This is a genomic window from Clostridium sp. D53t1_180928_C8, from assembly GCF_015667795.1.
Classification (GTDB): Bacteria; Bacillota; Clostridia; order Clostridiales; family Clostridiaceae; genus Clostridium.
The window spans coordinates 33,165-46,264 of sequence record NZ_JADPEL010000003.1 but is presented as its reverse complement, the minus strand read 5'-3'; the positions used below and the strand labels follow the sequence as shown (position 1 = coordinate 46,264).

Sequence of the window (13,100 nt, the reverse complement as noted above, 5' to 3'; positions counted from 1 at the left end):
AGTGGTGATATGTTTAAGTTTGAAACTCAGTTAAAGAAATTAAAGCATGAAGTATTAACGGAAGTTGCAAGGCTTGCTAAGAATGATGATATTAATTTGGAAAGTATTGAAAAGGTTCCTTATGAAGTTATTAAAGGAGATGTAGCTCAATATAGATGTTGTGTTTACAAAGAAAGAGCTATAGTTTTAGAAAGAGCAAAGCTTGCTGCTGGATATTTAGCAAATGGTGATAATGCAGAAGAGTCGCTAATAGATATAAGACCAGATGAGCAAATTATTTATGTTATAGAAGCAGCTTGTGATAGATGTCCTATAAATAAGTTTAACGTTACAGATTCATGTAGAAATTGTCTTGCACATAGATGTAAAGAAGCATGTAATTTTGGTGCTATAACAATTGTGAATGGAAGAGCATATATAAATCAAGAATTATGTAAGGAGTGTGGAGGATGTAAAAAAGCATGTCCTTACGATGCTATATCAGAGGTTATGAGGCCTTGTAAGAGAGCATGCCCAACAGGTGCTTTAGATATAAATCCTCATGACAGAAGAGCTATGATAAAGGAAGAAATTTGTGTTAACTGTGGATCATGTATGAGATCATGTCCATTTGGAGCTATTTCTGATAAAAGTTTAATAGTACCAGTTGCTAAGAGATTAGGTAGAAATAGAAAAATGTATGCCGTAGTTGCACCAGCAATAACAGGTCAATTTGGGCCAACTATGAATTATGGTAAAGTTAGAAATGCAATAAAATCTCTTGGATTTAAAGATATGGTTGAGGCAGCATTAGGGGCAGATGCAGTTACAGTTCATGAAGCGAACGAATTTGTTGAGAGAATGGAAAAAGGAGATAAATATATGACTAACTCCTGTTGTCCAGGCTTCTTGAGTTTTATAGAAAAAACCAATCCAAGTGAGAAGGATAGAATTTCAGGAACGGTATCTCCAATGGTGGCAGCAGCAAGATTTATAAAGAAAAATGATCCTGATGCAAAGGTTGTATTTATAGGCCCTTGTACAGCTAAGAAGGGTGAAGCTGTTAGAGTTGGAATAGCAGATGCTGTTGATTATGTATTAACATTTGAAGAGTTGCTTGCTTTATTTGAAGCATTTGATATTAATCCTTTTGAGTGTGAAGAAGAAAATGTTAATGATGCTTCTGTATTTGGAAGAAATTTTGGAGCAGCAGGGGGATTAACTGCAGCTATTAAGAATTATGTCACAGATAGTGGAGTAAAAGTAGACTTTAAGCCAGTTCAGGTATCTGGTCTAGATTGTAAGAAGACAATGATGCTTGCAAAGTTAGGTAAATTACCTGGAAACTTCATTGAAGGTATGATGTGTGAAGGTGGATGTATTAATGGCGCAGGAACAATAGTCCCTCCACTTAGAGCTAAAGTAGCATTTACTAAAATTAATAATGGAACAACTATTAAGGCGGTTCTTAAGAATATAACTCTAAAAGAGTTTGAAGATATTAATTTAGAAAGATAAATTATTTAAGAAGAAAGTAAATAATTATTTTACAAGTTACAAATGTACACTTGAAATATATAAATAAAATATTTGTATTTTAAAATTGAAAGCTATGAGTTTATGAATAAAGCAATAAATTCATAGCTTTTAAGGTACAGAAAAAAAGAATTTTACACAAAGGATTTAAAAATACTAGAAAATTAATGGAAAACAAAGTAAATTAAAAATAAATTACTATAATTAGTAATATTTCAACCTAGTAGGGTAATAATATAGAAAGTAATTGTTGAAAGATTACAGTTAAAATTATATTATAAGTATAAAGGTGTTAGCACTCTATCTGATAGAGTGCTAATAATGAAAATATAGGAGGGTTTATTTATGAATATAAAACCATTAGGTGATAGAGTAGTAATACAAAAATTAGAAGCTGAAACAACTACAAAGAGTGGAATACTTTTAACGGGAAGTGCAAAGGAACAACCTCAAGAAGCTAAGGTAGTTGCAATAGGACCAGGCGCAATGGTTGAAGGAAAGAGAGTTCCTATGGATGTAGAAGTTGGAAATAAGGTGTTATATTCTAAATATGCAGGAACAGACGTAAAAGTTGATGGCGAAGAATATATAATATTAAAACAAGATGATATATTAGCAATAGTAGAATAGTTGGGAGGTAAATTATTATGGCAAAGATGATTCAATTTGGTGAAGAAGCTAGAAGAGCAATGCAAGTTGGTGTTGATAAGTTAGCGGATACAGTTAAGGTTACTTTAGGACCTAAAGGAAGAAATGTAGTTTTAGATAAGAAGTTTGGTTCACCGCTTATTACTAATGATGGTGTTTCAATTGCAAGAGAAATAGAATTAGAAGATCCATATGAAAATATGGGAGCTCAATTAGTAAAAGAAGTTGCAACAAAAACTAATGATGTTGCAGGGGATGGTACTACTACAGCTACTCTTTTAGCACAAGCTATTATAAGAGAAGGATTAAAGAATGTGACAGCTGGAGCAAATCCTATGTTACTTAGAAATGGTATAAGAACAGCTGTAGAAACAGCAGTTAAAGAGATATTAGAAATATCTAAGCCTGTTAATGGTAAAGAAGATATAGCTAGAGTTGCAGCTATTTCAGCAGCTGATGATGAAATAGGTAAGCTTATTTCAGATGCTATGGAAAAGGTTGGAAACGAAGGTGTTATTACTGTTGAAGAGTCTAAGTCAATGGGAACTGAATTAGATGTTGTTGAAGGTATGCAATTTGATAGAGGATATATATCTCCATATATGGTAACTGATACAGAAAAAATGGAAGCTGTATTAGATAATCCACTTATCTTAATAACTGATAAAAAGATTACAAACATACAAGAAATATTACCAGTATTAGAGCAAATAGTTCAAGCAGGTAAGAAGTTATTAATTATAGCTGAAGATATTGAAGGAGAAGCAATGGCTACATTAGTAGTTAATAAATTAAGAGGAACATTTAATTGTGTTGCTGTTAAAGCACCAGGATTTGGTGATAGAAGAAAGGAAATGCTTCAAGATATAGCTATATTAACTGGTGGTCAAGTAATTTCTGAAGAACTAGGAAGAGATTTAAAAGAAACTACTATAGATATGCTAGGTCAAGCTGAAAGTGTTAAGATTTCTAAGGAAAATACTACTATAGTAAATGGTAGAGGTGATAGCACATCTATTAAAGAAAGAGTTCATCAAATAAGAACTCAAATAGAAGAAACTACTTCTGAATTTGATAAAGAAAAATTACAAGAAAGATTAGCTAAGCTTGCTGGTGGAGTTGCAGTAATTAAAGTTGGTGCTGCTACAGAAACAGAACTTAAAGAGAGAAAGCTTAGAATAGAAGATGCTTTAGCTGCTACTAAGGCTGCAGTTGAAGAAGGTATAGTACCAGGTGGTGGAACTGCTTATGTTAATGTAATTAATAAGGTTTCAGAATTAAAATCAGACGTTGCTGATACACAAGTTGGTATAAATATTATAGTTAGAGCATTAGAAGAGCCTATGAGACAAATTGCTACTAATGCAGGTGTTGAAGGTTCTGTAATAATAGAAAGAATTAAGAATTCAGAAACTGGAATGGGATATGATGCATTACATGATAAGTATGTAAATATGCTTAAAGCAGGAATAGTTGACCCAACTAAGGTTACAAGAAGCGCACTTCAAAATGCTGCATCTGTAGCATCAACATTCTTAACAACAGAAGCAGCTGTTGTAGATATTCCACAAAAAGAAGCTCCAATGCCAGGTGCACCAGGAATGGGCGGAATGGATGGAATGTATTAAAACAAATATAAAAAAATTTAACTTTAATAACATAATAGCTTTTAGCTATTATGTTATTTTTTTGAATTAATATTTATAAGATATAAAAATATCTTATAAAGTTTCAAATAACGATAAAATAACTAAAGGATAAATAGTAATTAGAAAAAAATAACAAAAACACTTAATGAAATATAGAAAAACAATATAACAAGTGGTATAATATTCAAGCTAAATATTAATTAATAAGTACTATTTGAAGGAGTAATAATGGAGATTGTTTTAATAATATTATTAGGATTAATTATAGGAAGTTTTTTAAATGTTTGTATATATCGAATAGCTAGAGAGGAATCAATATCCTTTCCACCATCACATTGCACAACTTGTGGTTATAATTTAAGGCCTAAAGATTTGGTACCGGTTTTAAGTTATATATTTTTAAAGGGTAAATGTAGAAATTGTAAAGAAAAGATATCTATAAAGTATCCAATAGTTGAAATCTTAAATTCATGTATATATGTATTAATTTATTTAAGATTTGGATTTACTTTAGATTTATTTAAATTTTGTATATTTACTTCGCTATTACTTGTAATAGCCTTTATTGATTTAGAAACTAAGTATGTTTATAATTCAACTGTCGTTTTAGGTGTTGCTTCGGGAATTTTATTTAGTATATTAACATGGATAGAAAGTAAATCTATACCATGGAATTATATAGTTGGTGCATTTATAGGATTTGGTGTTATTTATCTTATAGTTATATTGACTAAGGGAATGGGTGAAGGTGATATTGATATTGCAATGATTTGTGGATTGTTTTTGGGGATTAAAGGGATTTTTATAACACTATTTATAGCAATAATTTTAGGGGGAATTGTATCATCATTAATCTTAATTTTAAAACTTAAGGATAAAAAAGAAGAAATTGCCTTTGGGCCTTATTTAGCAATTGGTGGAATAATAGCTTGTCTTTATGGGCCTCAATTATTAGATATATATTTAAAATTTTTTTAAAAATTTTAATTTAATAATAATATAAATAATGGTTGAAAAAGAAAAAAATAGAAAATATAATAATTTAGTAATACTTATAAGTAATACTAAATTATTATTACCATTAAAGAAGGATATGTAAAAGTAGTATATTGGAGGACAAATGAATCGAAGAAAAAGATTAGGTGATATGTTAATTGAACTTAACTATATTACAGAAAATAATTTACAAGAAGCATTAAAGATTCAAAAGAACACAAGTGGTAAAATTGGAGAAATATTAGTTGATAGAGGATTTATTACTGAGGATGATTTACTTCAGGCTTTAGAAATACAGCTTGGAATACAAAGGGTTTATTTAGATATATTGACTGTAGATAAGCAAGCTGTAAAAACAATACCTGAGTCTTTATCAAAAAAATATAATGTGTTACCTGTCCAATTTATTGATGATAAATTGTTAGTATTAATGAATGATCCCCTTAATCTAATAGCCGAAGATGATGTAAGAATTGCTTCTGGACGAGATGTGAAAATTGCATTATGTGGTAAGTATGAAATAGCACAAGCAATATCTAAGTATTATTCAGAAGATTATATGAAGAAAACAGCAGAAGAGTTTAAGGTCTTAGGAAAAATACAAGATGTTTTTGAGGAAGAGTTAAGCGAGGATATAAAAAATGCTCCAGCGGTAAAGCTTGTTGATTCTATAATTCAAAATGCAGTAAGAAGTAAAGCAAGTGATATTCATATTGAGCCTTTTGAAAATAGAGTTTGTGTTAGATATAGAGTTGATGGGGAGCTTCAAAAGCAATTTGATTCACCTAAAGAACCTTTAGCTGGAATAATTACAAGAATAAAAATTATGGGGAATATGGATATTGCGGAAAGAAGAGTTCCACAGGATGGAAGGATATTTATTAAAGTAGATAATGAAAATGTAGATTTAAGAGTGTCTGTATTACCAACTGTAAATGGTGAAAAAGTAGTTATAAGAATACTAGATAAAAGTGCTTTTAATGTTGATAAAGTATCACTTGGTATTACTGATAATGATTTATGTAAAATAAAAAAAATAATAAATAGACCACATGGAATAGTGCTTGTTACTGGACCAACGGGAAGTGGGAAAACTACAACTTTATATTCTTTATTAAAGGATTTAAATAAGGAAGATAAAAACATAATAACAATAGAAGATCCTGTTGAATTTTCAATGGATGGAATTAATCAAGTTAATGTTAATACAAAAGCAGGATTAACATTTGCTTCAGGATTAAGATCAATATTGAGACAAGACCCTGATATTGTTATGCTTGGTGAAATTAGAGATGCCGAAACAGCTGAAATAGCAGTAAGAGCGGCTATAACAGGACATTTGGTTTTAAGCACAATACATACTAATGATGCACCATCATCAATAGTAAGGCTAAAGGATATGGGGGTAGCTCCATATTTGGTATCATCGGCTTTAATTGGAATTATTGCTCAAAGACTTATAAGAAAGCTTTGTGTAGATTGTAGAGAAAAATATATTGCAAGTGATTATGAAAAAGAACTTTTGAATATACCTAAAGAACAGGAATTAATTCTATATAGAAAAGTAGGCTGTAATAGATGTAGTAGTACCGGATATAAGGGAAGAGTAGGTATATATGAGATAATGGAAATAAATAGGGAAATAAGGGAGCTTATTAATGCTGACGCAACAGTAGATATTATAACAAAGTCAGCAATAAAATGCGGAATGAAGACATTAAGTAAGTCAGCAATAAATGTTATTTTAAATGGTAACTCTACTGTTGAGGAATTATTAAGGGTAACACTATTAGGTGATTAAAGGAGAAGTAACTTATGCCTGTTTTTTTATATGAGGGTAAGTCATTAGATGGATCTAAAGTAAAGGGTATGATTGATCTTGAAACAAAAGATGAGGTTAAAGAAATGCTTAGAGTTAAGGGAATATTTCCAACATCAATAAGAGAGAACAATAAAGGTGCTACATTAGAGTTTAATATAAAGAAGGGAATTCCCTTTGAATATTTAGCTATCCTTTGTAGACAGTTTTATTTTGCTTTGTCAGCAGGTATACCTATGCTTAGATCTATAGCAATGATTAAGGATCAAATTGAACATAAAAAATTAAAAAGAATATTAGAAAATGTATATGAAGAAGTTCAGAAGGGAAGTTCTCTATCGGAAGTATTTCATAAACATAAGGATATACCATTTATGCTTACTTCAATGGTTGAAGTTGGTGAAGTAACTGGAAATATAGATATGGTTATGGAAGAAATGGCTGATTATTATGATAAACAACATAGGCAAAAGAAAAAGATAGATGCAGCATTAACTTATCCTAAGTTTTTGTTGATATTTTCTCTTTGTATAGTGATAGGACTTGTAAGTTTTGTTGTTCCAACTTTTGTTGACAGTATATTATCTGCAGGGCAAGAGTTGCCAGTACCAACACAAATTATTATTTTAATTAGTGAATTTGTTAATGGTAATTTTGTATTAATAGTTTTAATATTAATTGGGTTGTTTGCAGTAAAAAAGTTATTTATTGATACAAATTATATAATTCAGTATAGAATTGATAAATTTCTTATTGTGGACAGGCATTTAGGAAAAATAACTCAGCAAATATTTACTGCAAGGTTTGCAAGAACATTTGGAATGTTAGTTAAGGGGGGAATGAGTATTATTGAGGCTTTAACTATAGCTGCTAATGCAGTTGACAATAAGTTTATTAAGAAACAAGTTGATGAAGCTACAAAGCTTATAAGTGCTGGAGCCGGTATAGGTGATACATTAGAGGCTAAAAATATATTTCCACTTATGTTAACTCAAATGATTAGGGTTGGTGAGGATACAGGTAGTCTTGATAGTATTTTAAAGAAGACTTCTGAGTATTATGAAATTGAGGCGGAGTTTGCTATTCACAAATTAACTTCATTAATAGAACCAACAATGATAGTACTTTTGGCTTTTATAGTAGGCTTTGTAGTAGTATCAATAGCAATGCCAATGTTCCAAGTTATGGGTGCAGTTTAAGATATTTAAATATAAATAATAATGTTATAAATGCTAGTATCATTTATATAAATAATAAACAATACATGGAGGAATGAAATATGAACTTAACAAAAATGAAGAAGAAAAAAGGATTTACATTAATCGAACTTATGGCTGTTATAGCTATTATAGCTATATTAGCAGCAGTATTAGTTCCAACTGTTACTGGGTACATAAATAGATCTAAAAAGACTGCTATAATTACTCAGGTTAGAACAGCAGTAAATTCTGTAGAGGCGTATAATGCAACGGCAGATTCTAATCAATATCTTTCTGATGATATAATATTGATTAATGAGGTAAATGCTAAGGGGAAAGATGCTACGGCTAAGTTAACTAAAGCGGAATTATTATATAAAGAAGATATCGATAGATTAAATGGAATTACATTAAAGCAAGCAAGAGAAATAAATAATGATAAAAATGCTTTAGATAAAATAAAAGTTGCAAAAGATGGAACAATAGAATCTTATAATAATGAAATTATTACTAAAGTTAAGAATAACTAATAAAAGTTATATAATTATTTAAACTTTATAAATTCAGGGCCTTTTAGGTCCTGAATTTTTTAAGAGGACATTATGAAAAGTAATAAAAAGGTAGCTTTTACTCTAATTGAATTAATATCAGTTATCTCAATAATAGCCATATTATCAGCAGTATTAATTCCTAAAATAACAGGATATATAAATAGAATCAAAAAAAACGTTGTAATAGATCAATGCAAAATTTTATATAGAGCTATTCAATTAAGGAAATCAGAAGAAAATTTTAAATTTAAAGATGAGGAAAATCAAATAAAAGATTTATTTAAAGAAAATGCTTCATTCTATAATTACGATTTAATAAAAGAAGAAACAGTAAATAAAGTATTAGAAGTGAATTTAAATGATGAATTAACATATATTTCAACTGAAAGCTTTGAGCTAGTAATCAAAAATATAGAAATATATATGACAGGAAAATTTATAAAGTTAAATAAGTGACATTATTAAAGAGGTGGAGGTAGCTTTATGCCATTAGTAAGTAATAAAAAACTAGCTATCCAAATAACAGATACATCTATAAATATTCTTATAGGAAATAAAAATAAGATATATGAAACACATACCATTAAATTAGAAAATGGTGATTGTAAGGATGGTAATGTTAGAAATAAAGAAAAGATAATAAGGCTTTTAAGTAACTATTTAGAAGTTAATGCAAGAGACGTTAAAAAAGTATCCTTTGTTTTAAAAGGAACAGATATAATAACAAGATACATAGAAGTACCAATACTTAAAGATGATGCTCTAAGAGAGGCTGTAAGTTATGAGTTTAAGCAATTTATACCTGATATAGAGGATTATTATACAAACTTTGAAATTGTAGAAAAAATAAATACTCAAGATAAAAAGGCTTATAAAATATTATTGGTTGCATCAACTAAGGAAAAAATAGATCCTATAGTAGAAATATCAGAAGAGATAGAAAAAGAATTAGAAACAATTGATATATTATCAAATACATTAGCAAGAGTATTAAAAAATAGTGATCATCTTACTAGTGAAGAATCAACTGGTATATTTTATTTTGGAGCTGACAGCTCAACACTTAGTATAATTGATAATAGTATTTTAAAATTTGAAAGAAACCTCCCTTTTGGAGTTAAAGATATATTTAATGAAGTTTATGATGAGATTGCAGCTACAACATTAGAAGCAAAAGAATTAAGTGATATTTTTAAAAATAATTCAAGAATAATGATGAGTTTTGAAAATTTATTGGCAAGTGTTAGTAATACGATTAGATATTATAATTCTGAAAAAAGTAATAAGCCAGTTACAAACTTTATAATAATAAGTTCTGATGCTTTTATGGTTAATATGGAGAAGTATTTAGAAAAATATTTTGAATTACCATGTGTTTTAGTAAAAGAACCTTTAGATTTAGGAATAAAGTTGAAGTTTGAAAGTGATTTTCCTAAATATATGCCTTCATATGGTTTATTACTTAGAGGAAGTAACAGTAAGTTTCTTAATTTAAATCCTAAAGCAATAATTAAGGAAAAGAAAAAATCAAATATTGATGGAATGCTATTAAGATTACCTATAATAACTTTAGTGGGAGTTATGACTATAGCAATTCCATTTTTAATAATGAATAAAGTTATTAAAAATAATATAGTGTCAGTTGAAGAGGATATAAATAGGTATAGTGAAATAATAGAGAAGAATTCTATGCTTAAGGCTGAAAATAGTAAAATGGAGTACTTTATAGAAAAAGTAAAAAATATAGAAAGTAGTACAACTAAAACATCAACAATTTTAACAAAAATAAATACATATGTACCTAAAGAAATAACATTTATGAACTTAGCATTTTCAGAGAGTGGATCTATAAATATTACGGGAGAATCTTATACATATAGTGCAATACCAGAGTTTTTAGCAAATTTAGAAATGAGCGAAGAGTTTTGTAATGCAACTATTAGTTATATTAACCCAATAGAAAAAACTATAGAGATATCTGAAAAGGTTGGTGATACATCAACAAGAAATACCTTATTACCAATTGCTATGATTGGAAACTTTAATATATTTGAAAATATAATGTTGGCATCAGATTACTCTAAAGAAGGTAATATTACTAATGATAGCATAGGTGATACAAGCAATTCTCAAAATTCTAATGGGCAAGTAAGTAATGTTAATAATAAAGATAATAATTCGAATAAGTCAAATAATGAAAATAATAGCTCAGGGAAGGTTAATAATACTATAACAAAATATAGTTTTTCAATTTCCATAGAGGGGGTAAGTAAAGATGGAAGTAAAGCAAAGCAAACAGAATAGTATTATAGTGTATTTAAAAAATCTTTCTAAGAAGGACAAGGTTATATTATCATCTACGATTATAGCTTTATCACTTACCTTTGGATTAAAGTTTTTAATAGTACCTCAGTTGGAGCAGTATACAAATAATTTAATGATATTAGATATGAAAAAATCAGAACAAGCTAGAGTAAAGATTATACCATCCCAAAATAAAATATTAGAAGAAAAGCAAGAAGAGTTAAAATTTCAATACGACTCAGCTTTAGAAGAACTTTCAAAAACACCGGCAGTAGCTCAAGTAATATATGATTTAGAACAGCTAATTAGGAAAAATAATATTGAGCTTAAGTCTTTAAGTTTCTCTAATTCGGATGTATTTGAAGAAGAGATAAATTCAGATGAGGATGTTAAAACGGATGAAAATGGAGTTGTAACTGAAGTTGATAGGGGGCTTGAAATAGGAAACTCAGAAGGTGAAGTTTATGAAGTTGGAGATGAACAAGCTGTTAAAAAGCAAATAGTTAATATAAGTTTAACTGGTGAATATGAAAATATAATTAATTTTATTAAATCAATTGAACAATATTCTAGAATTTCCGATGTATCTAATATATCACTAAGTTCTGGAGAGGGAAATTTATTAAATGTAAGTTTAACAGCGAACTTTTACAATTTAAATTATAAGGAGAGTGAATACTATGATTTCAATAATAAAAATTATGGAAAGGAAAACTCCTTTAATTAAAAATAATAAGTCAAAAAAGGCATTTACTTTAATTGAATTAATGGCATCATTAGCGATAGTAACTATATTATTTGGAGTAATAGGAACGTTTATAGTTACACTTGTAAAATTAGAAGATAAATCAAATACATATTTAAGTAATACTCCGTATATAAAGTCAATAATGGATTTAGCATCTGTAGAGAATAACTTTAAGAAAATAAAAGAATTAAGTAATAATGAGGAAATTATATATTTTGATGAAATTAATGAGTTACAGGATAAATTATTATCTAATATTAGTAATATAGAAGATTTAAGCAAGAATTATAAAGCTGAAATTATAATAGAAGCAAAAGATAGAGTTAATGAATTATATTTGCTAAAGGTTAAAATAACTAATTTAAAAAAGAAAAATAACTTTATAGAAAAGGAAATGTATATAGATTATAGTAGGGTGAATAGTTAATGAAGAAAAAAGGGTTTACATTAATAGAATTAATGGCTAGTTTAGCAATATTAACTATATTTATGCTATTAGTAAGTGGTGCATTTATTCAAAATTATAAAATTACTAAAAAAACTGAAGAACTTGATAATATTCAAAATCAATATAGAAATGCAGTAATGAGTTTAGAAAAGGAAATTAAAAGTAATAAAAATTTAAAGGTTATAGTTTATGATGATTTAAAAAAATGTACTATTGAAACTAGTGTTGGAGAAACAATTAATGAGGTTAAGCCGTTAGTTTATATAAAAAGGCCTGTTGATAGTGATAAATCAATGATTCTATATGCTTTAGTTATTAATGGATCTAGAAAAGAATTACAAGAAATTTTAGTTCAAAATATAATTAGTGGAGACATTGAGGATATAAGGGGAACTTCAACATTTTTGTTTAAACCAACTAGTAACAAGGTATTGATTAATAATATAAATAATGTTACTGCAGAAAGAAAAGTAGATAGTACTGAAATGATAAATATTAATTTTGAAGAAATAATTTCAAATAATGAAAAGAGAAGTTATCCTGTATCATTTACTATTAAATATAACGAAGATGAAGTAATAGATATAGGAAAAGAGTCTGTAGTTGAATCTGTTGATGAGTTTATTTCTGAATTGGGAAAAAATAATATTAATATAGTTGGAAATGGTGGACAAAGCGTTAAGTCTACTGGAAATTCAGTATTTGTAGTTCAGAAGGGAAGCCTGGGGTTTAATAATATAAGCAATCAAGATATTAATGAATTAAAAAACAGAGGATGGAGCAATGATACATCTGAAGAAAATAAAAATATTAATACTATAAAATATAAAAGAGGTATTACAGCTAGCAATATAACAATAAGTAATAATTCTAAAGATTACATGCCTATTATTACTAATGGAATTCCAGTGGTAGATAATAGAAACGGGACAAAGGCAACTATAGTCTTAGTTAATGGAAATGTTTATTTATCAGGAAATTTAGAGTTAAATAATACAATAATAATATCAAATGGATTAATTAATTTTACTAAAAATTCTAATATTTACTTAAATAATAGTGTTTTATATTCAAAGTCTATAGATATAGATACAAAATGTGAGATAAAAATAAATAATGATTATGGAAAAGAAGGGAATCCAAAAGGAATATTGAATGATAGTGAAGTAGTACAATCGCTAAATACTATATTACATTCAAATTTAGAAACAAATTAATGTGAG

General features: G+C 28.1%; 12 protein-coding genes. All 12 read left to right on the top strand.

Annotated elements, in window-relative coordinates; genetic code table 11:
- Positions 1 to 9 precede the first annotated feature (9 nt).
- Positions 10 to 1,497 (top strand): 4Fe-4S dicluster domain-containing protein, encoded by a 1,488-nt coding sequence (locus I4V51_RS02925; protein ID WP_195986842.1) that lies wholly within the window; start codon positions 10 to 12, stop codon positions 1,495 to 1,497.
- Between the two features lie 363 nt (positions 1,498 to 1,860).
- The gene (groES, locus tag I4V51_RS02920) at positions 1,861 to 2,145 is read left to right on the top strand and encodes a co-chaperone GroES (RefSeq protein ID WP_195986841.1); all 285 of its coding nucleotides are present in this window, start codon (positions 1,861 to 1,863) and stop codon (positions 2,143 to 2,145) included.
- A 17-nt stretch (positions 2,146 to 2,162) separates the two neighbouring features.
- Complete coding sequence (gene groL / locus I4V51_RS02915; RefSeq protein ID WP_195986840.1) at positions 2,163 to 3,791, top strand: chaperonin GroEL; 1,629 nt, start codon at positions 2,163 to 2,165, stop codon at positions 3,789 to 3,791.
- Positions 3,792 to 4,040: 249 nt separating this feature from the next.
- Entirely contained in the window at positions 4,041 to 4,790 is a 750-nt protein-coding gene (locus I4V51_RS02910) for an A24 family peptidase (RefSeq protein ID WP_195986839.1), read from the top strand.
- A 142-nt stretch (positions 4,791 to 4,932) separates the two neighbouring features.
- Complete coding sequence (locus I4V51_RS02905) at positions 4,933 to 6,609, top strand: GspE/PulE family protein (protein ID WP_195986838.1); 1,677 nt, start codon at positions 4,933 to 4,935, stop codon at positions 6,607 to 6,609.
- Between the two features lie 14 nt (positions 6,610 to 6,623).
- Positions 6,624 to 7,826: a type II secretion system F family protein gene (locus I4V51_RS02900; protein WP_195986837.1), complete on the top strand. Its 1,203-nt coding sequence runs from the start codon at positions 6,624 to 6,626 to the stop codon at positions 7,824 to 7,826.
- 80 nt (positions 7,827 to 7,906) lie between these two features.
- Positions 7,907 to 8,356, top strand: coding sequence for a prepilin-type N-terminal cleavage/methylation domain-containing protein (locus I4V51_RS21330; protein ID WP_279325437.1), 450 nt, complete (start codon positions 7,907 to 7,909; stop codon positions 8,354 to 8,356).
- 72 nt (positions 8,357 to 8,428) lie between these two features.
- Positions 8,429 to 8,833 carry a type II secretion system protein gene (locus I4V51_RS02890; RefSeq protein WP_195986836.1) on the top strand — a complete coding sequence of 135 codons (405 nt, stop codon included), beginning with the start codon at positions 8,429 to 8,431 and terminating at the stop codon, positions 8,831 to 8,833.
- Between the two features lie 27 nt (positions 8,834 to 8,860).
- A complete protein-coding gene (pilM, locus tag I4V51_RS02885) occupies positions 8,861 to 10,681 on the top strand; it encodes a pilus assembly protein PilM (protein ID WP_195986835.1) in 1,821 nt (606 codons plus the stop codon).
- Positions 10,653 to 11,408, top strand: coding sequence for a type 4a pilus biogenesis protein PilO (gene pilO / locus I4V51_RS02880; RefSeq protein ID WP_195986834.1), 756 nt, complete (start codon positions 10,653 to 10,655; stop codon positions 11,406 to 11,408). The genes pilM and pilO overlap by 29 nt, the downstream gene beginning before the upstream one ends.
- Positions 11,362 to 11,856 (top strand): prepilin-type N-terminal cleavage/methylation domain-containing protein, encoded by a 495-nt coding sequence (locus I4V51_RS02875; RefSeq protein WP_195986833.1) that lies wholly within the window; start codon positions 11,362 to 11,364, stop codon positions 11,854 to 11,856. Before pilO ends, I4V51_RS02875 begins: the two co-directional genes overlap by 47 nt.
- Complete coding sequence (locus I4V51_RS02870) at positions 11,856 to 13,094, top strand: prepilin-type N-terminal cleavage/methylation domain-containing protein (RefSeq protein ID WP_195986832.1); 1,239 nt, start codon at positions 11,856 to 11,858, stop codon at positions 13,092 to 13,094. The genes I4V51_RS02875 and I4V51_RS02870 overlap by 1 nt, the downstream gene beginning before the upstream one ends.
- Positions 13,095 to 13,100 lie beyond the last annotated feature (6 nt).

Bases quoted from the DNA above. Each gene is read 5' to 3' on its own strand.
- I4V51_RS02905 (WP_195986838.1), top strand. From the start codon at position 4,933: ATGAATCGAAGAAAAAGATTAGGTGATATGTTAATTGAACTTAACTAT.
- I4V51_RS02900 (WP_195986837.1), top strand. From the start codon at position 6,624: ATGCCTGTTTTTTTATATGAGGGTAAGTCATTAGATGGATCTAAAGTA.
- pilO (WP_195986834.1), top strand. From the start codon at position 10,653: ATGGAAGTAAAGCAAAGCAAACAGAATAGTATTATAGTGTATTTAAAA.
- pilM (WP_195986835.1), top strand. From the start codon at position 8,861: ATGCCATTAGTAAGTAATAAAAAACTAGCTATCCAAATAACAGATACA.
- I4V51_RS02870 (WP_195986832.1), top strand. From the start codon at position 11,856: ATGAAGAAAAAAGGGTTTACATTAATAGAATTAATGGCTAGTTTAGCA.
- I4V51_RS02925 (WP_195986842.1), top strand. From the start codon at position 10: ATGTTTAAGTTTGAAACTCAGTTAAAGAAATTAAAGCATGAAGTATTA.
- I4V51_RS02910 (WP_195986839.1), top strand. From the start codon at position 4,041: ATGGAGATTGTTTTAATAATATTATTAGGATTAATTATAGGAAGTTTT.
- groL (WP_195986840.1), top strand. From the start codon at position 2,163: ATGGCAAAGATGATTCAATTTGGTGAAGAAGCTAGAAGAGCAATGCAA.
- I4V51_RS02890 (WP_195986836.1), top strand. From the start codon at position 8,429: ATGAAAAGTAATAAAAAGGTAGCTTTTACTCTAATTGAATTAATATCA.
- groES (WP_195986841.1), top strand. From the start codon at position 1,861: ATGAATATAAAACCATTAGGTGATAGAGTAGTAATACAAAAATTAGAA.
- I4V51_RS21330 (WP_279325437.1), top strand. From the start codon at position 7,907: ATGAACTTAACAAAAATGAAGAAGAAAAAAGGATTTACATTAATCGAA.
- I4V51_RS02875 (WP_195986833.1), top strand. From the start codon at position 11,362: ATGATTTCAATAATAAAAATTATGGAAAGGAAAACTCCTTTAATTAAA.